The organism is Vibrio sp. Vb0888 (assembly GCF_033338835.1).
Taxonomy (GTDB): Bacteria; Pseudomonadota; Gammaproteobacteria; order Enterobacterales; family Vibrionaceae; genus Vibrio; species Vibrio alginolyticus.
The window spans coordinates 52,261-70,386 of sequence record NZ_JAWOTL010000015.1; the positions used below are offsets into that span (position 1 = coordinate 52,261).

The 18,126-nt window shown below is 41.6% G+C and carries 30 protein-coding genes; 9 read left to right on the plus strand and 21 right to left on the minus strand.

Annotated elements, in window-relative coordinates:
• Positions 1-37 precede the first annotated feature (37 nt).
• The 4 genes from R7P72_RS18520 to R7P72_RS18535 form a co-directional block, all read right to left on the minus strand.
• Positions 38-460, minus strand: coding sequence for a hypothetical protein (locus R7P72_RS18520; RefSeq protein ID WP_020840898.1), 423 nt, complete (start codon positions 458-460; stop codon positions 38-40).
• A 242-nt stretch (positions 461-702) separates the two neighbouring features.
• The gene (locus tag R7P72_RS18525) at positions 703-1,284 is read right to left on the minus strand and encodes a hypothetical protein (RefSeq protein ID WP_169601414.1); all 582 of its coding nucleotides are present in this window, start codon (positions 1,282-1,284) and stop codon (positions 703-705) included.
• A 186-nt stretch (positions 1,285-1,470) separates the two neighbouring features.
• Positions 1,471-1,806, minus strand: coding sequence for a type II toxin-antitoxin system RelE/ParE family toxin (locus tag R7P72_RS18530; RefSeq protein ID WP_029796471.1), 336 nt, complete (start codon positions 1,804-1,806; stop codon positions 1,471-1,473).
• Positions 1,807-1,818: 12 nt separating this feature from the next.
• A complete protein-coding gene (locus tag R7P72_RS18535; protein WP_020840902.1) occupies positions 1,819-2,061 on the minus strand; it encodes a type II toxin-antitoxin system Phd/YefM family antitoxin in 243 nt (80 codons plus the stop codon).
• 478 nt (positions 2,062-2,539) lie between these two features.
• Here R7P72_RS18535 and R7P72_RS18540 point away from each other — a divergent pair, with 478 nt between their 5' ends.
• From R7P72_RS18540 to R7P72_RS18580, 8 genes are all read left to right on the plus strand, one after another.
• Positions 2,540-3,172 (plus strand): hypothetical protein, encoded by a 633-nt coding sequence (locus R7P72_RS18540; RefSeq protein WP_169601416.1) that lies wholly within the window; start codon positions 2,540-2,542, stop codon positions 3,170-3,172.
• Positions 3,173-3,330: 158 nt separating this feature from the next.
• A complete protein-coding gene (locus R7P72_RS18545) occupies positions 3,331-4,203 on the plus strand; it encodes a DUF6236 family protein (RefSeq protein WP_169601418.1) in 873 nt (290 codons plus the stop codon).
• A gap of 146 nt (positions 4,204-4,349) precedes the next feature.
• A complete protein-coding gene (locus R7P72_RS18550; RefSeq protein ID WP_169601422.1) occupies positions 4,350-5,006 on the plus strand; it encodes a hypothetical protein in 657 nt (218 codons plus the stop codon).
• 146 nt (positions 5,007-5,152) lie between these two features.
• Positions 5,153-5,758 carry a uracil-DNA glycosylase family protein gene (locus R7P72_RS18560; protein ID WP_169601426.1) on the plus strand — a complete coding sequence of 202 codons (606 nt, stop codon included), beginning with the start codon at positions 5,153-5,155 and terminating at the stop codon, positions 5,756-5,758.
• A 105-nt stretch (positions 5,759-5,863) separates the two neighbouring features.
• Positions 5,864-6,508, plus strand: coding sequence for a hypothetical protein (locus tag R7P72_RS18565; RefSeq protein ID WP_169601428.1), 645 nt, complete (start codon positions 5,864-5,866; stop codon positions 6,506-6,508).
• 111 nt (positions 6,509-6,619) lie between these two features.
• Positions 6,620-7,015: a DUF3465 domain-containing protein gene (locus R7P72_RS18570; protein ID WP_169601430.1), complete on the plus strand. Its 396-nt coding sequence runs from the start codon at positions 6,620-6,622 to the stop codon at positions 7,013-7,015.
• A gap of 148 nt (positions 7,016-7,163) precedes the next feature.
• Positions 7,164-7,844, plus strand: coding sequence for a hypothetical protein (locus tag R7P72_RS18575; RefSeq protein ID WP_169601432.1), 681 nt, complete (start codon positions 7,164-7,166; stop codon positions 7,842-7,844).
• 146 nt (positions 7,845-7,990) lie between these two features.
• On the plus strand, positions 7,991-9,130 hold the full coding sequence (locus R7P72_RS18580) for a DUF6161 domain-containing protein (RefSeq protein WP_169601434.1): 1,140 nt from the start codon (positions 7,991-7,993) through the stop codon (positions 9,128-9,130).
• 365 nt (positions 9,131-9,495) lie between these two features.
• Here the strand turns inward: R7P72_RS18580 and R7P72_RS18585 are convergent, their stop codons facing one another.
• From R7P72_RS18585 to R7P72_RS18665, 17 genes are all read right to left on the minus strand, one after another.
• Positions 9,496-9,705 carry a hypothetical protein gene (locus R7P72_RS18585; RefSeq protein WP_020840915.1) on the minus strand — a complete coding sequence of 70 codons (210 nt, stop codon included), beginning with the start codon at positions 9,703-9,705 and terminating at the stop codon, positions 9,496-9,498.
• Positions 9,706-9,709: 4 nt separating this feature from the next.
• A complete protein-coding gene (locus R7P72_RS18590) occupies positions 9,710-9,994 on the minus strand; it encodes a hypothetical protein (protein ID WP_021453067.1) in 285 nt (94 codons plus the stop codon).
• Positions 9,981-10,481, minus strand: a complete 501-nt coding sequence (locus tag R7P72_RS18595; protein WP_021484991.1) for a hypothetical protein — start codon at positions 10,479-10,481, stop codon at positions 9,981-9,983. The genes R7P72_RS18590 and R7P72_RS18595 overlap by 14 nt, the downstream gene beginning before the upstream one ends.
• Positions 10,482-10,491: 10 nt before the next feature.
• Positions 10,492-10,884, minus strand: coding sequence for a hypothetical protein (locus R7P72_RS18600; RefSeq protein ID WP_033908281.1), 393 nt, complete (start codon positions 10,882-10,884; stop codon positions 10,492-10,494).
• A 104-nt stretch (positions 10,885-10,988) separates the two neighbouring features.
• Positions 10,989-11,417: a hypothetical protein gene (locus R7P72_RS18605; RefSeq protein ID WP_025541757.1), complete on the minus strand. Its 429-nt coding sequence runs from the start codon at positions 11,415-11,417 to the stop codon at positions 10,989-10,991.
• Between the two features lie 242 nt (positions 11,418-11,659).
• Positions 11,660-11,956: a hypothetical protein gene (locus R7P72_RS18610; RefSeq protein WP_021454335.1), complete on the minus strand. Its 297-nt coding sequence runs from the start codon at positions 11,954-11,956 to the stop codon at positions 11,660-11,662.
• Positions 11,957-12,025: 69 nt separating this feature from the next.
• A complete protein-coding gene (locus R7P72_RS18615; RefSeq protein WP_276433784.1) occupies positions 12,026-12,484 on the minus strand; it encodes a Ref family recombination enhancement nuclease in 459 nt (152 codons plus the stop codon).
• 77 nt (positions 12,485-12,561) lie between these two features.
• Positions 12,562-12,834: a hypothetical protein gene (locus tag R7P72_RS18620; protein WP_020840923.1), complete on the minus strand. Its 273-nt coding sequence runs from the start codon at positions 12,832-12,834 to the stop codon at positions 12,562-12,564.
• 13 nt (positions 12,835-12,847) lie between these two features.
• Positions 12,848-13,657: a Bro-N domain-containing protein gene (locus R7P72_RS18625; RefSeq protein ID WP_169601436.1), complete on the minus strand. Its 810-nt coding sequence runs from the start codon at positions 13,655-13,657 to the stop codon at positions 12,848-12,850.
• A 43-nt stretch (positions 13,658-13,700) separates the two neighbouring features.
• Entirely contained in the window at positions 13,701-13,892 is a 192-nt protein-coding gene (locus R7P72_RS18630) for a hypothetical protein (protein ID WP_020840925.1), read from the minus strand.
• A gap of 2 nt (positions 13,893-13,894) precedes the next feature.
• The gene (locus R7P72_RS18635; RefSeq protein WP_020840926.1) at positions 13,895-14,044 is read right to left on the minus strand and encodes a hypothetical protein; all 150 of its coding nucleotides are present in this window, start codon (positions 14,042-14,044) and stop codon (positions 13,895-13,897) included.
• 7 nt (positions 14,045-14,051) lie between these two features.
• Positions 14,052-14,357 (minus strand): DUF4406 domain-containing protein, encoded by a 306-nt coding sequence (locus tag R7P72_RS18640; RefSeq protein WP_020840927.1) that lies wholly within the window; start codon positions 14,355-14,357, stop codon positions 14,052-14,054.
• Positions 14,354-14,755, minus strand: coding sequence for a hypothetical protein (locus R7P72_RS18645; RefSeq protein ID WP_169601438.1), 402 nt, complete (start codon positions 14,753-14,755; stop codon positions 14,354-14,356). Before R7P72_RS18645 ends, R7P72_RS18640 begins: the two co-directional genes overlap by 4 nt.
• A gap of 62 nt (positions 14,756-14,817) precedes the next feature.
• Positions 14,818-15,183: a hypothetical protein gene (locus tag R7P72_RS18650; RefSeq protein WP_169601440.1), complete on the minus strand. Its 366-nt coding sequence runs from the start codon at positions 15,181-15,183 to the stop codon at positions 14,818-14,820.
• Complete coding sequence (locus R7P72_RS18655; protein ID WP_169601442.1) at positions 15,180-15,653, minus strand: hypothetical protein; 474 nt, start codon at positions 15,651-15,653, stop codon at positions 15,180-15,182. Before R7P72_RS18655 ends, R7P72_RS18650 begins: the two co-directional genes overlap by 4 nt.
• Positions 15,610-16,569, minus strand: coding sequence for a hypothetical protein (locus R7P72_RS18660; protein ID WP_021453565.1), 960 nt, complete (start codon positions 16,567-16,569; stop codon positions 15,610-15,612). The genes R7P72_RS18655 and R7P72_RS18660 overlap by 44 nt, the downstream gene beginning before the upstream one ends.
• Positions 16,570-16,644: 75 nt before the next feature.
• Positions 16,645-16,959: a hypothetical protein gene (locus tag R7P72_RS18665; protein WP_169601444.1), complete on the minus strand. Its 315-nt coding sequence runs from the start codon at positions 16,957-16,959 to the stop codon at positions 16,645-16,647.
• A 291-nt stretch (positions 16,960-17,250) separates the two neighbouring features.
• On the opposite strand from R7P72_RS18665, the gene R7P72_RS18670 reads away from it, so the two are divergent.
• Complete coding sequence (locus R7P72_RS18670; RefSeq protein WP_025510299.1) at positions 17,251-17,886, plus strand: helix-turn-helix domain-containing protein; 636 nt, start codon at positions 17,251-17,253, stop codon at positions 17,884-17,886.
• Positions 17,887-18,126: the final 240 nt, after the last annotated feature.

Consider the following 18,126-nt stretch of genomic DNA (forward strand, 5'->3'; position numbering starts at 1 on the left):
TCTCTAACTCCGAGTGTTTAATTGCGTCAACATGTTATCACTGTTCAGTGTTCATTGTTTTCGTTCGATGATCAAAGGCACGTTCTAACCAGCCTCTAAGCTGGCCTAAGTTGTCCGATGCAATCTCAATAACAATCCAGCCTAAAAGCTGCGCTTCGTTCATCTTCTCTCTGTCGTTTGCAAAGCCAACGCCGCGAGTGTGACGCCCATTTGAATGAGTACCGCCGTGAACCTCCAAGGCAATCTTTAAGTCGGGCCAAGCGTAATCCATTCGCCATTTGCGAGTTGGATGAAATAGAACTTCAGTTTGATATGGTGGCAAGCCGATAAGGTTGCGCTGAACACGCGCATGTAGCTTCTGGTAAGCCTTGCTAATGTCCCTTTGCTGTTTGGTCGGTGTTTTGGCTTGGCTTTCGATAAAAGCCTTTCCTAAGTGTCTGACGGGGATATAAACGGCCATATCTGTTCTCACCTGTGAACCTTATGACACGAATGATAACAAAAAAGCCAGCTTTAAAGCTGGCTTGTTTAGTTTAAATGTGCGTTCGAGGATTATTTTTTGCCTTTAAATACGCCACGTTTACGAGCGATGAATAAACCCATAAAAAGAATGGCAAAGTATTCCACGATTATTAAGATGCAATTGAACATTTCTTGAGTTATTACTTCAGCGTTCATGCTAACAACCTCCCGAACAAACAATTACTCTACATCTACATGGTTCATGTGGAACTCAATCAGATATTCCTCATCTTCTTGGTAGAACTGCAAAGAGTAGTCTGAGCGTTCGATACATTTGAATTTGCTGTTCTCTTCCATATCCGGCGCGTAAAAGTCGTATTTCTTGTTTAGGAATGCTTTGACTCTTTCTTTACTAGAGAAGTAATTAGTATGCGTTGATAGCGGCTCACCTCGCTTAGTAGAAACGCGCACCACTTCATAGATAGTAATGCCTTGGCGGTATTCTGGACGCTCACACTCAAACACTTCTAGGCGGTTTTGCTTCCAAGCAAGGGCTTTGATTGCGTGACCCTTAACGGCTTCCAATGCTTCACGCGCTTCGTTCTCTGAATCCCAAGAACCACACCAGCAGTAAGCAATGTCTAAGCAATCTTGTTGGATTGGTGACGCTTCGTTGTAGAAGTTACAAACGGCCTTTGCAGTTGCCTCAACGCCAGATTTAGAAAGATTCATTAGTAGATTGCCTGTTTGCGCCACCAGCTCTTTAAGATCAGCAATAGCAGCAGTAGCAAGTTTGATTTGTTTTTCTTTTAAGTTGGTCATTTTGGTCATCCTCGTGTCGAAAGGTTCAATTTTGTTTGCATGTAAAATATAGCCCCGCCATTTTCGTTAGTAGACAAAAAGACACGAACGAAAACAAAATGTTTTTAAGGATGATCAAAAAAGGCCGCTATTGCGACCTTTAGACATAAAAAAACCGCCTCGAAAGGCGGCTTTTAATCATCAGTTTTATAAGAACCGGATGCAGTAATCCACTAGGGTTTTCTGCAAATCTTGCTTATCACTAATCAAAACCATGGCGTAAACCGTATCTGTCGCATCGTCGTATTGATAGATAAGTTTGAACCCATCAAAACTAAACTGACGAAAGTGATACACCCCAAGCTGAGTTAGCTCATAACAAGCCGGATATATGGCCGGATTGCTCTCAACGTTCTGCTCGAACGTCTCAATCAAATTTTCAATTCTCTCTACTACGCTAATGGAATCATTCCATTGTGAGTAGTAGTCAATACGTTCTTCTACTGTATTAAAGAACGTTTCCGTATAAACAATATTGGCCATCTTATGGTCACCTTATGATTTCTTGGCGGCCAATCTCTCCTTAAATGAACTCGATGACATTGTGCGACCTTGAGCTACATCCTTGCTACTGATAGTAACAAGCTTCATCAAGGCTACTGCTTGATCGCGCTTTAGTCGTTCTTCGTATGATTCCACCACATAAATCGGCTTACCGTTTTGTGTGATCGTCATCGCTTCATCTAGTGGGAGATCGGCTGCATTTTTCTTTAAATAGCTTACCGTCTCAGTTCGCATGGGTTTCTTCCTTCGGTATAAGAACGTAAACCAGCTAAATTTAAAAGTTAGTCTGGGTTCATTTGTTTGCGTTACTAACTATACACCAAAACCTATATTAGTCCAAATTTAAACTAAATTTAGCTTACATCCAACTCGGATTGATCGATTAAGTGCTCTTTATGCTTATTAACCATAAAAACGACTACTTGAAAGAGCTTTTGCAATAGGCATTGCAAACTCATTTATGCCCTATTGTTGGTTATCACTGAAGCGAATTAACTTCATCTGAATGAAAGTCTCCCTTGCCGACAGCTATCCGAGGTAGTCGAAGTAAGCTTTTAAACTATCCGTCATTTTGCAATTTAATATCTATCACCTCTCATTAACCTATTGATTATCAATTGAACTGTAATTGGAAAGATTGCATGATAGGAGTATGGAAGACGGCTAAAATCCGTATGGAAAGCGTTAGCCGTATAGGGAGATTTTATTTCACATGAAAATATGGTTGAGTCTTGCGTTTGTTTTTTTGCTGGTTGTCGGATTGAGTTATCCAGTTGGCTTGGGGATTTTCGGTGGTTTAGCTTTCGAACTAACGCCGAAAGCTTGGTCTGATTTTGCAACATTCTTTGGCGGTGTAAGTGGCCCAATACTATCTGTAATGGCTTTAGTGTATATTGCTAACACTCTTAAATCTCAGCAGGAAAGCGTAATTGTTAGTAAGAAGTTGATTGTAATAAATACTTTGAAAAATGCCTTAGAAAGACATTTTCAGTCTATTGAACAAAAGATTTCTGCGCCTTATATGAATACGGGACTATCAGTAGAAAGGTATTTTATTAACTTACGAAATCAGAGGGAGGTGGCAGTTAATGAGGATGTTATTGTTGCTACTAACCTTTTGGTAGAGATTGCATATTTTTCAGGAAATATGAAATTTTATTTGGAAAGGCTCAGGGATATCGGAGAGTCAGAGCTAGAGCAAGGTCAGTTGGATATCACAGAACGATTAGCATACATCAGTAAGCTTTCTCCTTACGTAAATCTCTTGGGATTTCATGCCAACCTAGATGTATTGTCGCCAGACCAAAAAGAGTGGTTAAAAATATTTAAATCACAAAACGGCTAACAAACTGTTTAAGAGTGATTCGCAACGCGTGGCATTTTTACTATGCATTGGTTTAAGTGATTAAGGTGGTTTGCAGCGGCTTCTGCATTGCGTTGCTCACACCTTAACAGGGCGTTAGCACTCATTAATAAACATCTCATTTTCTTTTTGGAGTAAAAATGGAAAGAGGTATCGTAACCCCAGCTCAAGAAATCTTGAGTAACGGAGATTCACTATCAATTAACGGTGGCTTACCTCCCGAGAAACTACGTTATATGGCTTTGTACTGGGATAAGATAGTTATAACCGACAGTAACATTTTTGGTACGGGAATTTCCGGCGATGGTCTTTTACTAGAGCAGGCAAAAGTGTTACGAAAAGAGACTGCAAGAATGTCATTAAATGGGACATTCAATGGCAGTGGTTTGGCGAAGATGCATTTTGATGGACTGAGCCAAGTTGCAACTCAATTAACCCAAGAAAATCCCGGACAATGGGCTATACATCAATCTGGTGACCAGCTCGTAATTCCGAAAGGCTTGTCTAGGGATTTAGTTACCGCTGATTTTGAACTATCAAAGTGTTTACCTGTACCGTTACCAGACTATCCCATAGCTAAACTAATCGCATTTAAGTCGCAACGAGATAATGAGCTACAAGGTTTGCGTCAAACCCTCGATGAGTTATATCTTGAAATATCAAAATCCCAAGACATCCCTCGTTCAAAAATTGTACAAATAACTCGCCTAGAGAATGCAATAAAAGATTTAGATAAAGTAGCTAAGGAAAGTTGGGGGACTCGTTTGTTGGCGAGTCGCAAGGTTGCATTAGACATTAACCTTGGAACAATTGGACAAGGTGTCGTGTCCGGTGGGTTAGTTGGTAGCAACTTTAACAGCCCATTGTTAGGTGTTATTGCCGGAGCTGGTCATTCGTTACTTGCTAGCATGAAGTTTGAAGTCAGCTCTTCTTCTCAGCTAGCTAGTTCTGTTGGAAGTCAACTTGACCTTTCGTACCTGACGTCTCTAAAAAACGAAGATATTGTGCGCTAATGTGTGCTAACTGTTTAAGAGTGATTCGCAACGCGTGGTATTTTTACTATGCGTTGTGTTTAGTGTTTAAGGTGGCATGCGGAAGCATCGGTATTGCGTTGCTCACACCTTAACAGGGCGTTATGTGTATTAATTGAGGTCATCATATGAACGAAAGCATAAATTTCGCGCCTTTTATAACTTTGGGTGTTTTTGTGCTTGGTATCCTTTTTACTCCTTTAATGAGGAAGTGGGATTTTTATCTGTCATCATCAAAAAACAAAAAGGTGTTATATGCAGAGCTTTCTGATTGCAGGTTGTACTTGAAGTCGATAGCGATAGAGCATTTTAAATTGTTACATGCACTTGAAACTCAAGCTGATGCTCAAGGAAATATTCCTCAAATACCAGTCCCAATAGTGAAGAAGTTCGACTTAGACTTTCTAAAAGACTTTTATAAAGAATGTCTACTTCTCCTGTCTGTAGATGAGCGTCATCTAGTTCGTGGAATACCCGAAAAGCTCGATAGCATCAGAACAATGTCCGGTGATTTCTTGCAAGATGTTACTAAAGACAGCTATTACAACCAAAGAGCCGTGAGGAATATTCTTTGGGCGTCTTGCTCGCTTTATTGCGAGGTCAATGATCTTTTAAACAATAAATACAAACAGGGTGAGATTCTTGGATCGATAGAGTCTACGCAAGTTGCGTTGTTAGAGTTTGGGTTTTCAGATGAGCAAATGGAAACGGCTAAGGCTTTCAAGTCGTTGTTAACTGAAGAGCAAAGAAATGCAATCAACGACCCGCTAAGGTTTTTTGTGTAATAATACACATACAAACTGTTTAAGAGGGATTCACAACGCGTGGCATTTTTACTGTGCGTTGGTTTTAGTGTTTAAGGCGGTATGCCGCAGCTTCGGTATTGCGTTGTTCACCCCTTAACAAAGCGTTAAATGAAATGGGGAGTATCGTGGATAAAATCGAAGTTTTTCTAAATAAATTGATTGCTTTCGAGCATTCAGAAACGGTTTTCAATCCATATAAGGATGAAAACGCTGTGAATAACTTGCGAGAATACTTAAACTTGTTTTTAAGTGATGTTGGCAATGTACATATGCTTGTGGGAGAGGCTCCTGGGTATTTGGGTTGTCGTGTTACGGGTATTCCTTTTACAAGTAGTGAACAACTAGCACGTACTGAACATCCAGTGTTACTGAAAATTAAAGACAAGTTGCGTTTCGCGAGTATCCAATCCGAAAATACAGCAAATTTTATGTGGGAAGTGCTAGGGGAGCGAAATCGTATACCTTTGCTCTGGAATTCGTTTCCATTTCATCCGTACAACAAAGGTAACCCGAAGTCTAATCGAGCACCTAATGCATCAGAATTGAAAATCGGGAGAGAATTTCTTGAAGATCTTCATGAAATTTTCTTTCCTTCTAAAGTAGCAAGCATAGGGCGTAAAGGTGAAAAAGCTTTGAGAATCGCGTTCCCTAACAGTGAGGTTCAGTATATTCGTCACCCGTCATATGGTGGCAAATCTGATTTTATTATGGGTATGCAAAATTTCATTTAACAAAGCATTTAAGAGTGATTCACAACGCTTGGCGTTTTCGCTTCGCTCAAGTATAGCCAAGCGTCGCTAACACCTTAATGCGGCGTTAGGTATTCAGAGGGAACTATGGAAAATTACAAATCCTTGATTGGTCATTTGCCTGAAGCAGACCATGCTATTGGTACAAAACTAGCTACTTGGGAAAAGTATCAAGAGAGCCACCCAGAAATTTGGAATACAATACAATCTATATTTTCTGGTGAACAGGATGTAAAACTACGCAGGCAAGACCTCAAAGACATCGCAGACACTCAGGATTACAACAAGTTAATAATATCAACGATTCTATGGGGCTACTCATCAGGCATGAGGGGCAACAACTTCTCAAAGATTATGAAGAAATTGCCTGAGATAGCCTCTTTATTAAAGTGTGCATCGCAAGGTATTGATGACTGGGAAACACACTACAACAAAGTAAAAGAAATTAGTGGGTTAGGGTTGTCTACATACTCAAAATTTCTCTATTTTGTTGGAGGTAAAATTGAGGGGCATGAGCCACTAATTTTGGACATTCGTGTAATTGAAGCCATCAAGACAGGTATCTATAAAGAGTTTGCTGGCATGAAGCGTATAACTTATACAAATGCCCCAAACCTTTATCCTGAGTATCTGAAAATTATGAACGATTTTGCACTATCTTCAGAGTGCACAGCAGCACAGGCAGAGATGTTTTTGTTTATGTTTGGGCAAAACCTAAAACAACATACCTAACAAAGCATTTAAGAGTGATTCGCAACGCTTGGCAGTTTCGCTTCGCTCAAGTATAGCCAAGCGTCGCTCACACCTTAATGCGGCGTTATGTGAATTGGAGAAATTGACTATATGAAGAAGTTTATCGCTATATTTATAGCTCTCTTTTGTCTAGCCTCGATTGGTGCTCAAGCTAATGATCATCAGTTAAAGACAGCATATGATAATCATCAAAGTGATGTTCAAATTCAAGGCTCAGGCACAGTAATTCGCTTGCTACGTGATGACAACGAAGGAAGTAGGCATCAAAAGTTTATTTTAAAGTTGGACAGTAAACAGACCTTACTTGTTGCTCACAATATTGATTTGGCTCCTAGAATTCCAAACCTAAAAGTGGGCGATCGAGTTCAGTTTTACGGTGAATATGAATGGAATAAAAAAGGTGGTGTTATGCACTGGACACACCATGACCCAAACAATAGACACCCGCACGGTTGGTTAAAGCACAACGGTAAGACGTACGAGTAAAAATTCACATAACAAAGCATTCAAGAGTGATTCGCAACGCTTGGCAGTTTCGCTTCGCTCAAGTATAGCCAAGCGCCGCTCACACCTTAATGCGGCGTTATAATTTTGGAGATTCCTTATGAGGATAAATCACACATGCCCATATTGTATGCAAGAAGCATTTAATAGAAGCGGCATGCAGAGTCTTAGTTTTAGGCTTACGCCTCACATGCTCCATGATAGCGGAGTACACGAAATTAAATGTCCGAGAGGTCATGAATATTCAGTTGTGTTAAATGCTGCAAAATATGAGATCTTATATGACTTAGGTATGAATGCTTTGGGTGACGGTTACACTCGGGAGTCGGTTTCGTCATTTGCTAGTGCTCTGGAGCGCTTTTACGAATTCTTCATAAAGTTTCAAATGGTGAACACTGGCATTACATCAGAACTCGCAGATCAAGCGTGGAAGACCGTTTCAAATCAATCTGAAAGGCAGCTTGGTGCTTTTACCTACCTCTACTTCTCATCACTAGGTGAATTACCACCAGAGCTAAGCAGCAATGATCGTGGCTTTAGAAATAAAGTAATTCATAAAGGTTACATTCCATCCGTAGACGAAGCTATAGGGTTTGGAAAGGTTGTTTACAACCATATAATGGCGGTTATATCAGAACTTGAAGTTAAATATGGTCGTCAAAAACTGTATGAGTTTTACTCGAGCCAACTTCCACAAGGTGGTTCTAGTTGGGTTGTCAATGAATCGGCCAAGTCTATGAATCTATCTCAAACATCTGGAGGCACCTCAGTGGTTGATTTTGATACTATGTTACAGAGGTTTAGTAGATAGAAAATTATAACAAACTGTTTAAGAGTGATTCGCAATGCGTGGCATTTTTACTATGCGTTGTTTTTAGTGTTTAAGGTTGTATGCGGCGGCATCGGTATTGCGTTGCTCACCCCTTAACAGGGCGTTAGAAGTAACAAGGAGATTAGATGGACAAGTTACAACAAGAGATAGAAAGTTGGTCTTGGTTAGAAGGTATAGATCATGGTTTGGATGGATATGAGCAACTTAACCAAATAGGACTTAAACTCAATAAAGAGCTACAAAAAGCTAGTCCATCCGACACCAAACTACAGACTTTTGAAGAAAAAATAGAAGAACTAAGCCAAGAACGAAAAATATTCTTATCTCAAAGTGTAACTGGTCGCTTCATCAACAGTATTGAGGATAAAGCTGTTGCAGTTAGTTGTTTACGCACGCTTTTGAACCAACAAGACTCTGACATTGAGGGTATTGTTACAGCAATTTTATATAAAAAGGGATTACGAAAGAAATTATTGCCGGAAAAGCAGCAATTTCTAGATTTGATGTCAGAAATCAGAATACAGGCTAAAAAGCAGCAAGAGTCTTTGGAAAGTGAGTCTATTGCTCTAGAAAAACGAGCCCGAGAATCTGAACAATTAGTCATAAGCTTAGATGACAGAGTAAAAAAGGCGATTCAAGAGGCTGAAGAAAACAAGGATACATTTGTTAATCGGGTTGAAACTGACTTACAGGAAGCTATCAACTTCAATTCCAAAAGGTACGAAAGTCAGATTGAAGAACTAAACACTAAACTGGAGTCTGAAAAACAGAAAGCTAAAGAAAAAATATCCAATTTTGTTGAGTCATACAAAAGTGAAATCCAACTCAAAGCGCCTGTTTCATACTGGGAAGATAATAAAAAGTTCCACAGGAAACGAGCAAAATACTTTGGTATTGCATCTTTAATTATCGCTCCGTTCATTTTTGCTTTAATAACGTGGGTTGGTTGGGAAGTTCTGTCTACGGACTCAATTGTTTGGGGTAAGATCGGAGTTATTGTATTTGCGACATCTTTAGCTTTATGGCTCATAAGAATTTTAGTAAGAATGTATCTTAGTCATAATCATCTTGAATTAAGTTCGCAGGAAAGAATTATAATGACTAAATCTTACTTAGCTCTTTTAAGTGAGGGAGGCGCTTCTTCTCCTGAAGAAAGGCAATTAGTTCTACAATCAATATTCAAGCCTTCGGCAACAGGCATCATCTCAGATGATGCGGCACCACCAAGTGTTATTGAACTGATAAACCGAACGACCTCAAGATAGTAACTTCTATATTGCTCAAGAGTGATTCGGCACGCGTGGCATTTTCGGGTTGCGCTGAGTTCAGTGATCAATTAGGTCACTGTGCGATAGCTTTTGTATTGCGTTGCTCCCCCTTCACGCGCCGTTTATTATTTGAAGGCCGTGGTAGAACGTCGATTCAAATTTCACATCGCAAGTCGTTTCACTTGATGTCCAGTATTGATGGTTTCTCGCATTAAAGCCATCACCTTGCTGAGCCTTCAGGGATTGAACAGCGTACACCTCAATATACACAGTATGTACGCTTTACATGCTCATATTGTCACTTGCTCACACGCCAATAGACGTGTTTTTTACTGAATACTCAATCTCGGTGGCCGATATAACTATCGTTCCAACATGGAAAGTTTGTTTTCGATATCTTTGGCAATGACTTGCAGCTTGCTAGAAAGCCGTGATCGAATGATGCACATAAGAATCTGCTTATCTTTTTTGTACCAAGTGTAAAGCGTATTACGGCCTCGCCCCGACTCGTCCTCAAGGTCGGCAACTGTTAAACCAAACTGCTTTAAATACTCCGCTAGATCGTATCCCATAGGCTCACACCGTCTTTAGATGCTCATTACACTCTTTAATAACGTCCACCAGCTTCTCTATCGTTAAAGAGCTGGCCGAACGCCCCTCAAATTCAGCAAATAACTCATGCAATACCATGCACTTTGTTTGCTGCTTTAGAAACTTTGCTTCGTCTAGCATTCGGGTAAGGCGCTTGATTGCTTCTGCTTTGCGAATAACTAACTGAACCGCGCTTAACTTAGGCGCACTCAAATAACCGATCACGGCACCTAAATCGCGCTCTAATTGCTTAATCTCACTCACGCTCATCGGTTTTTGCCTCTTCTTCGATATATTCCGAAACAGTCTCGTTAAAGAACACCGTGAAATCCGCACGAAAATCACTAGGAACGTCGCAACCAAGCTCCATAACGTATTCGCAAGCTTCCGAGAACTTAGGGCAATCTGGATACATCAGAATGATTTTAGCCAGTTCAAAACACGTAATTTCTGCGTTTTTTTGACTGACGGCATGATTAACAAGCGATTGCCAAGCAATGTGATTCATCACTGAGTAATTGCAAAACTGCGGCTTAGTTTGAATGGCCGCTTTAACTAGAGTCGGCAACGTTCCGGTGCGCTCTGCAATTACGTTCGCCAGAATGGTTTTCATTGAGTCGCAATTTAAGTCAAACCATAGGGCGTCAAGCTCCGCTTGGTCGCTGTAGGCTAGTTGGACGTAAGCGCTTGCAAATTCTGGATTATCAAAACCAAGTACGTCTTGAAAAACAATGGTCGCTGCGTCAATGGTATTCACTACTTTCTCCTTAGCTGTCTTGCTTACTAACTTCGCCTAGTTCGGCCTCTTCCGGTGTAACTGCGTCGATAACAGTTATCTGGCCGGACTCTTCAAGCAACTTGCTTAGTCGGGCCACTTCTTCTTGTAGTTCTTTGATTTGGCTTTCTTGTTGCTTGGTTCGGAGTAAGTAGTAATTCGAGTTAGCGATACCAAAAGAAATGTTTTCCATAACGATGCTCGATACATCCTCATGGTCATGTAGAAGAGCCAAGGCTTTAGCCGCTGCTAAGGAACAAAGCTCACTAACGCTAACAGGTTGCAGCGTGTTGGCTTCCATCTGTTTAAGTAGTGATCTTGATTTCGAAAGAATCCCCTCTGCTAGTAGCTGTTCTTGCGTTGACAGTACAATCTCGCGTGTCATAGCTGGATATTTCCTCGTTGTTCTCGTAGATAGTGACAGACTTGTACGAACCGACTAGCTTGGCTAGCCGGATCATAAACTCATCAAGGTTTAAGCGTTTCGCATCAGTGAATACGATTTGACGAGCTTGAAGTAATTCGGATCTTTTCTGCTCCGTCGTCTTTTGATTCGTCGCTTTCATTGTGGTGTTCAGAATCCTTGCATTGGCAATCTTCACAATCGCACTCTGTAAGTTTCACGCTGCTCAAATCCACACCTGCCATCTTTGCAAGAGCAATAGCTGTTACCTTTGGAAGAAGTTGAGGCATAAGCTCTTTGATCACCTCGTTCAAAGCACAACCGATGTGATCAGCGAGATTATTGTTAACCGTAGGAAACTGTTCGTGTTTAATGCCTAGACCTACTCTTTCATCATCCTGAATCTCTGGATTAATGGTTAAGGCGATTTTAAAACCGTCCCTTTGCACAAACTCTTCAAGAAAGTTCATTAGTTCTGGTCGTGTTTTGCTGTTTAGCACTTTTTGGTCGGTCATTTGTTTATACCTATTTGTTGAATTAGCCACAAAGGGCTTAGAAGAAAGCCGCTCGTCATAAGCAGCGTTCCAATCAAAAAAATTATGGTCGATGCCTTATTTGTTAACTTTCGATTCATAGAATCATAGAACGACAACACCGAAATCATAAAAAGAGCGTGACCAACAGAGAAGATCACGAATCCAAACAAAACAACAATCAAGCCTATTTTCCCCTGTGTTTTGTCTGGTAATACCTTGCGTCACTTTGTGTTGCGCCATTGTGCCATAGCAATAATTTCTTTTGTTGGCGCTAGCTGGTGGCGGCCAAATGGGATTTTGTTTTGTCGCATTATCTCGATGACTTTAGGAACTAAGTGGATACTTAGCCCTACTACTCGGTAATGCTCAATCTGTGGAATTGCTCGGCCTAGCTCGAACGCTAGGTACTCAACTGCATCTTGCTCTGAGCAATGTCTATGGATAGAAAGGAGACGAATAGCTGCGTTAAATCCTATTGCCGCGATTTCATCTCTCGGTGAAATTTTGTTTTTGGTCATGTCAGTCATACCTTGCAATATTCATTGAACAAAAATAATTGTATTCGCTCGATGATTATACAAACAAACCTAAATATTGGAATTTATGTTTTCAAAAATGTTGCGTTGCTTCGCGTCCTCTCGCACCAACTCTTCAAAGCTCCATATTCCGTTAAGCTCTCCAATCTGATCGAGCGCTTCTAGTGGCAATTTAGACCACGCATATTCCACCAGCTCTAAATCTGTACCAACCTTGTTGAAGAATAATTGCTTGCGACTACCTAGCGGATCGTGTCGTACTGGTTCGCCTTCTGGTATTGGGTTGCCGCCAGTTGCGCCTCGATGGTGAACGAGACAAAGGCCATAACCAAAAAAGTGAGCTAGTGGCTTAACCGCACCTTTCTCACTCGAATGATGAAACTCAACGTATTCCAACGGTTCAGGCCAATCATTCGGGTGACCAAGCTTATCGCAAGCTATACAACCACAACGTTGAATCACGGCCTGTCCATAGATCTGTTCTGCCTTTGTCGGTTTGCGACCTTTCATTGCTCTTCTCCTGTTTTCTAGGCACAAAAAAAGCGCTGCATTCACTAAATGCAACGCTCTAACTCAAAAGCGATACTCTAAAGCGTCACTGTTAACGCCTCGGCTTGTTCTTTTAGATCTTCAATCATGGCTCTTGGATAGGAACCAAGCTCCTGAATGTTGATAGGCAGTAACGTATCTGCGTCAACTCCTAAGTGATCGGCTATAGCGGCCATTATTTTCTTAGTTGAGTAAGGCTTCATTCTCTGGCTCAAAGCAACTTGCTGATAGCCAGCTTGCGCAAACACGCCTTTTTTGTAGTAGTGATAAGTGATCAGGTAGTAGGTTAATACTTGGTTCGGATTACTCATCTAATGCGTTCCCCTAAATAACTGCTAATGTCTCTTGGTATTTTTTGAATAGCTCTAACACTCGCCCTTTGGCCGCAAATCGCCCTAACTGTCCACCAGCAAACCATAATCCGGTATCTGATAGTGAGAGAAGTTGAATTTCTTTCTTGAGCGCGGCTTTAAAGTCCTCAATGAGCACCATCTTAGTGAGAACGGGGAACGTCCCACTATTCACTGTGATTGGTCTAGTTGGAACGTCATAAGCTTCCACTAGCTCTTTAGCCTTTTGATTGGATAGCCCGTAGTGAATACCCAAACCGGAAACAATCGCATATCCAGCCGGAATAAAATTGCGCTCTAACTCGTCAATTCGTCGATGAGCGTCGTTGGCCGTATCAATGGCCTGTTTGGTCTGCTTCTCCTGTTCAACTAGAGCCTTTGCTTGCTCAAGTAACCATTCCGCGCTTGTTCGCGGCTGTTCGGTCAATGAATAGGAGCCATGCTTTCGAATGTTTGGTAACACTTCGTGAGTGATCCAACGCTGAAACGGCTTACCCTTTGGCGCTTGGCTGGAAAGAATCAAGTCATACATACCAGCCTCGTTTATTACCGTAAGCCGTTGATTTAACTCTAACGTCGAGCAGCTCGACGTTGGAAATTCGGCCATTAATTGCTTTAGCGGCTTCTTATCTTGTTCTGAAACATACCGATTAACCGCATCACGAGCGTTCACAAGGCCAAGCATTGCGCCGACCTCGTTCCCGATAAACCAAGGATCGTTATCCATATCAATGATGACGGTCAGATCCCCAAAAATAGGTTTGTTGAATTTGGTTATGTTCATCAACGTAATTCCTTAAAACATGGTTCTTTTGGTCATACCCTGCTTACACACGAACACGCACTATTGGCTTAACTTCAGTCATGCAATGAATATCAATAGAGTCGCCTTGCGGCGGCTCATAACACACGACTTTGAAATCATTCGGATCTACTGGCTTTTTAGGTCTAATGAATTGGCTATATCTCTTTCCGTTAAGCTTGAAATCGTACTGATAAGGCAAGTCTCGTAATTTCATGCCTACCTCACCAACTTGAGTGATTTCAATCTCGCAACGATTACGCTAGCCAGAAAGTAAATCATCACCGTAAATTCGATGCCGAACTTAGCCAGCATGTAGATCGCTAGTGCGCCGTGTATCGCTACTAGAACAGTTTCACTAAAACGCATAACTCACCTAGAAACGAAAACGATGCTTGATTTGTTGAATGTTGTGGAACACTGGCAAGTGGAGCTTCTTTGCGTAAGCAACTTCAGCGAATGCGCCAACGCTAGTTTTCCAGTTCGGCAAGCAATAAATCGCGTCAACTTCACGAATCATTGCCATTGCTATGTCCATGTACCCTTGTTCGCTTAATCCTTCTGGCAACATCAGTGTGTGAACGGGAACGTGACCGATGCACTGAATCTTTAGGGCTGCGCGTTTAAATTGCGCTTCGCTATCAGGCACATCGGTAACGCCACCAGCGATATAAATCTTCATCCCTTAATGCTCTCCATTTCGCGTCTAAGGGCGTTGATTTTTAGCTCAATACGCTCAATTTCTTCGGTACTGGACTCTTTAGTGATTTGATGTTGCAGCTCCGAGATCTCGCGTGGGATCTCTCCTACTCGCCATAGATAAAAATCAAGCTTTTCGATTTTCTTATGTCGGATAGCTTCTAGCTGGTCTTTGTCTACGAGCTGGTAGATCTGCGCTAGCATGATTTCAACGTCAGCAATTTCTTCCATCACTTCAGTGATCGAGCCTTTGCCTTGTCGAAAGTGGTGGTACAGGGCAACGGCCAATTCATTTAGCTCTGAAATGGCTTGTTCAATTTGGCGTCTGCGCCCCATTGTTAACAATACTTGGCAAGCTTTTTGGTCTGGTAATTTGATCATTGATTGTCACCTTGTGTTTTGTTTCAAAAACAAATATATGATTGAAATTTACGTTTGTAAATTTAACAGGCCGAAAATTTAGATTCTTCTTCTGCGCGGTGAAGAGCCTCTAAAGCAACATCAAACGCTTCAATTTCCATTCGCCCGTATGAGCTACACGTATTGCCGATCATGCTAGCCATGCCAGCTAGTGTTTTTAAGTCCTGTTCTAAGTTCTCACTCAATACTTTGAAGTCTCTTTGCTTCGCTAGCTTGTGAAGGCGAGATACGCTCAAGAATGCGTTGCTGGTGGCTTCTAGGTAATTCACTAGCGCTTTAGCAAACTCCTGATCCATTGCTGGCACATCGTTGTTGATTGCAATTTCTTCAAAGCCGTACTCGTGCATTTTGGCGATCAAAATCTTCATTTGCTGCTTGATATCGTTCATCGTTTCATGGCCCTTAGTTGGTCAATTCGATCAGAAAACTCGTGTCGTTCTCCTGAACGTCGATACTCTTCTCGAACCTTGTCACTTACCGAAACTCGACTGTGTACTGGTAGCGCTTTTAGCTCATCCTCTGCAAGTCTCAAGCGGCCAGCTCGTTCTTTAGCGTCTGCATCCCGTAGATACTTGATGAAAAGTTCTAACTCTCCACCAGCTCTAGCTCGTTTCAAATCCCAATCACAATTTTGTGCTACCCATTTCTCGGCTCTCCCCATTGGCGCACGATTCAAAAATCGGTCATAGGCTTCGCGGTATTCCGCTTCGGTTCGCTGGTTAATCTGAGTCATCAACTCACCAAGCGATGGAGGGAAGCGGTTGCCGTTGGATAGTCGGTCAAAGCAGATCGCTAGTATCCGGTTAAGTTGCAAATCATTCAGGGTCGAAAGGAAGTTTCCCCATACCGTAGTAATCACTGCGCCATTCATCGTTACCCATGTCTTGCCGTACATTTCCGTTAGCGTGTCCCATAGGGCTGTTAGCTTGGGATTCAATCCATTGGCGCTGTTGTTGTACTCGTGCAAATTTGATTGCTGGCGATTGGTTTGGGTAAATCCGCAACCATTCAGGGAAGATTGACTGATCGGCATTCTCGCCATAACCGATTCCATTGATTTCAAATTTCTGTCCATTGTCGATACCTCTTAGATTCGTGTCGTTAAGCAATTCATCTGTCCAGCGTTCGTACTTGATGTAACGTTCTGGATGTAAGCGATCAAAACCTTGTTGCTGCGCTGCATTGCGTCGCTTTACGTCTTCAGCGAGCATTCGTGCAAACTCGTAAGGCTCGGCCTTTAGGCGCTTGATAGCTCGCTTAAACTCATTGAATGCTTGAATCTTCCCAACCTTTCTCATTCCGGCAGTCCAGAAAATTGCAAACGCATCAGAAAGCAATTGGTCTGAATCGTCAGATTCGGACGAAGTATTTAGATCAGTATTTAGTTTAAGATCAGTATTTAGTAGTGTCGTATTAGCCGGATCTGGCTTTTCCGTAATACGGCTTTCACGGATTAGGCTTTTTGGATAGTCACTCACTTCATACCAGGTTGAACCGTCAGCCTCTTTGTGGCGAAGGCAAAAGCCACGCTCAATAAGCTCTTTTAGTATTACGTAAACACCATCACGCCCCGTTTTCTTCATGGTTCCGGTGGTTACTTTCTCTAAGTGGGACACTTTAACTTCCCAATCATCAGGTTTTGACAACAAGTAACTAAGCAATCCCATAGCTTGAAAACTCAAACAATGGTCTGCATAAACCTCGTTGCAAATCATGGTGAAGTTGCGACTTGCACGTTTACGCTTGATCGTTGCGTTCTTATTTGGTTGTGCCATATAATTACCTCGTCACAGCACTAACATTTGGTGCAAACTTAAAGACCGCCGCCTCACAAGGCGGTTTTTTTTTACTTAAAATTCACTATTTGTTCGAATGTCTTTGTAGATATAACTTGCGCGTTCAGCCTGTTCTTCTTCGTTGTATTCGTCTTTAGGTTCAGTCAAACCACACTTTTCAACTAACGCTTGTCTGAGTGATTCAAGTTTCTCGACTGGCACTCCCAATGCGTTGCTGAGTTCATCGACCTCTTTCCACCAGTTGAAACTTGTCGCGCTCAAAACGCAGTAAGCTCCTAACTCTTCAAGCGTCAAACCACGCTTAAAAATCATCGTTGGAACGACAGCCATGTTGTTTAGAACGAAAAAGCGATTTTCAGGAATGTTCATGGTTACCTCTCAATGTGCTTTGGTTGAGCGTGGCGACACTAAGCTATTAGCGCCACAAGTGGGTGGCTGATAGGAAATAGCTCCCACGCTCACCAAAACACACTTTTAGGTTATCTACTGTTGAGTGTCGTCAACATTCGATGATTTCAATCATTGATCGTAAACAGTGAAGTTGTCAAATAAAAAAAATTAGACCAATAATCGACCAAAAAAAAGAATTGGTTTATACTTGGTGTGTGAATTTCACATACATATACAAGCGTAATATTTAAACATCAAACAGGGGGCATTATGTCTATGTCTGTGCTTGCTCGGAACATCGAGCAGAGGAAACGGGATTTAAACATAACCAAAAGCATCGACTTGGCAAAGAGATCTGGTGTAAGTCGAGCGGTGTTAACCAACATCAAATTGAATCCAGAAAAAAGTATCATGCTTGATTCGGCTATCAGGCTAGCAGATGCCCTCGATTGCCGTCTTGAGTGGTTAGCTACTGGTGAAGGTTCGCCAACGGCTGACGAATACAAAGAGCTTTCTCGCATTGAACTAGGTGCTCCCCTAGTATCATTAAACTCGTTCGTTGACGTTGACCCAGATGAGTTTTTAAAAACGGGTGTTTCAGAGCGCACTCAACGATTCCCTTGCCCTAGTGGAAACTCAAAGAGTCAATTCGTTGTAAAGGTGAACGACCAAATCAAAAACTATCCTGCTGGTGGCTACTTGTACTTTGACATTGATAAATCACCTGTGTCTGGTCAATTGGTTGTAGCAAACACTGGTAACAACGTGGAGATCATGGAATACCAATCCGCACACGGTAGGCAGTTTTTGAAATCCATGAATGAAGAGTTACCTCTTGAATTGCGTCTTGTAGAAATCACTGGTCAGAAATTAATTGGCACTTTCGCTGCGTATGCGATATTCTAATTTGTGCCGATAGATATTACTCACAATCAGCTTTTAAAAGGATTTCCCTCGCTATGCGAGGGTTTTTTTTGTCTAAAATCCCAAATAAAAAATGAAAACAATAATTTCATTTTTTATTGTTCTCGAACACTTCCAATACTTTCATCGTTAGGCTACTATTTGCATCGTTCGGAAACAAAAGAGCAGAAATAAAACCGCCCATTCCTGAGCGGCTTTATTCACAAGGTATGACCAGACCAT

Excerpts from the sequence above, each read along its gene's own strand:
- R7P72_RS18600 (WP_033908281.1), bottom strand. The coding sequence starts at position 10,884 with ATGACACGCGAGATTGTACTGTCAACGCAAGAACAGCTACTAGCAGAG.
- R7P72_RS18540 (WP_169601416.1), top strand. The coding sequence starts at position 2,540 with ATGAAAATATGGTTGAGTCTTGCGTTTGTTTTTTTGCTGGTTGTCGGA.
- R7P72_RS18640 (WP_020840927.1), bottom strand. The coding sequence starts at position 14,357 with ATGAAGATTTATATCGCTGGTGGCGTTACCGATGTGCCTGATAGCGAA.
- R7P72_RS18520 (WP_020840898.1), bottom strand. The coding sequence starts at position 460 with ATGGCCGTTTATATCCCCGTCAGACACTTAGGAAAGGCTTTTATCGAA.
- R7P72_RS18575 (WP_169601432.1), top strand. The coding sequence starts at position 7,164 with ATGCAAGAAGCATTTAATAGAAGCGGCATGCAGAGTCTTAGTTTTAGG.
- R7P72_RS18620 (WP_020840923.1), bottom strand. The coding sequence starts at position 12,834 with ATGAGTAATCCGAACCAAGTATTAACCTACTACCTGATCACTTATCAC.
- R7P72_RS18615 (WP_276433784.1), bottom strand. The coding sequence starts at position 12,484 with ATGAAAGGTCGCAAACCGACAAAGGCAGAACAGATCTATGGACAGGCC.
- R7P72_RS18665 (WP_169601444.1), bottom strand. The coding sequence starts at position 16,959 with ATGAACATTCCTGAAAATCGCTTTTTCGTTCTAAACAACATGGCTGTC.
- R7P72_RS18565 (WP_169601428.1), top strand. The coding sequence starts at position 5,864 with ATGGAAAATTACAAATCCTTGATTGGTCATTTGCCTGAAGCAGACCAT.
- R7P72_RS18660 (WP_021453565.1), bottom strand. The coding sequence starts at position 16,569 with ATGGCACAACCAAATAAGAACGCAACGATCAAGCGTAAACGTGCAAGT.
- R7P72_RS18670 (WP_025510299.1), top strand. The coding sequence starts at position 17,251 with ATGTCTATGTCTGTGCTTGCTCGGAACATCGAGCAGAGGAAACGGGAT.
- R7P72_RS18585 (WP_020840915.1), bottom strand. The coding sequence starts at position 9,705 with ATGGGATACGATCTAGCGGAGTATTTAAAGCAGTTTGGTTTAACAGTT.
- R7P72_RS18580 (WP_169601434.1), top strand. The coding sequence starts at position 7,991 with ATGGACAAGTTACAACAAGAGATAGAAAGTTGGTCTTGGTTAGAAGGT.
- R7P72_RS18525 (WP_169601414.1), bottom strand. The coding sequence starts at position 1,284 with ATGACCAACTTAAAAGAAAAACAAATCAAACTTGCTACTGCTGCTATT.
- R7P72_RS18590 (WP_021453067.1), bottom strand. The coding sequence starts at position 9,994 with ATGAGCGTGAGTGAGATTAAGCAATTAGAGCGCGATTTAGGTGCCGTG.
- R7P72_RS18550 (WP_169601422.1), top strand. The coding sequence starts at position 4,350 with ATGAACGAAAGCATAAATTTCGCGCCTTTTATAACTTTGGGTGTTTTT.
- R7P72_RS18570 (WP_169601430.1), top strand. The coding sequence starts at position 6,620 with ATGAAGAAGTTTATCGCTATATTTATAGCTCTCTTTTGTCTAGCCTCG.
- R7P72_RS18645 (WP_169601438.1), bottom strand. The coding sequence starts at position 14,755 with ATGATCAAATTACCAGACCAAAAAGCTTGCCAAGTATTGTTAACAATG.
- R7P72_RS18530 (WP_029796471.1), bottom strand. The coding sequence starts at position 1,806 with ATGGCCAATATTGTTTATACGGAAACGTTCTTTAATACAGTAGAAGAA.
- R7P72_RS18630 (WP_020840925.1), bottom strand. The coding sequence starts at position 13,892 with ATGAAATTACGAGACTTGCCTTATCAGTACGATTTCAAGCTTAACGGA.
- R7P72_RS18635 (WP_020840926.1), bottom strand. The coding sequence starts at position 14,044 with ATGCGTTTTAGTGAAACTGTTCTAGTAGCGATACACGGCGCACTAGCG.
- R7P72_RS18650 (WP_169601440.1), bottom strand. The coding sequence starts at position 15,183 with ATGAACGATATCAAGCAGCAAATGAAGATTTTGATCGCCAAAATGCAC.
- R7P72_RS18610 (WP_021454335.1), bottom strand. The coding sequence starts at position 11,956 with ATGACCAAAAACAAAATTTCACCGAGAGATGAAATCGCGGCAATAGGA.
- R7P72_RS18625 (WP_169601436.1), bottom strand. The coding sequence starts at position 13,657 with ATGAACATAACCAAATTCAACAAACCTATTTTTGGGGATCTGACCGTC.
- R7P72_RS18535 (WP_020840902.1), bottom strand. The coding sequence starts at position 2,061 with ATGCGAACTGAGACGGTAAGCTATTTAAAGAAAAATGCAGCCGATCTC.
- R7P72_RS18545 (WP_169601418.1), top strand. The coding sequence starts at position 3,331 with ATGGAAAGAGGTATCGTAACCCCAGCTCAAGAAATCTTGAGTAACGGA.
- R7P72_RS18605 (WP_025541757.1), bottom strand. The coding sequence starts at position 11,417 with ATGACCGACCAAAAAGTGCTAAACAGCAAAACACGACCAGAACTAATG.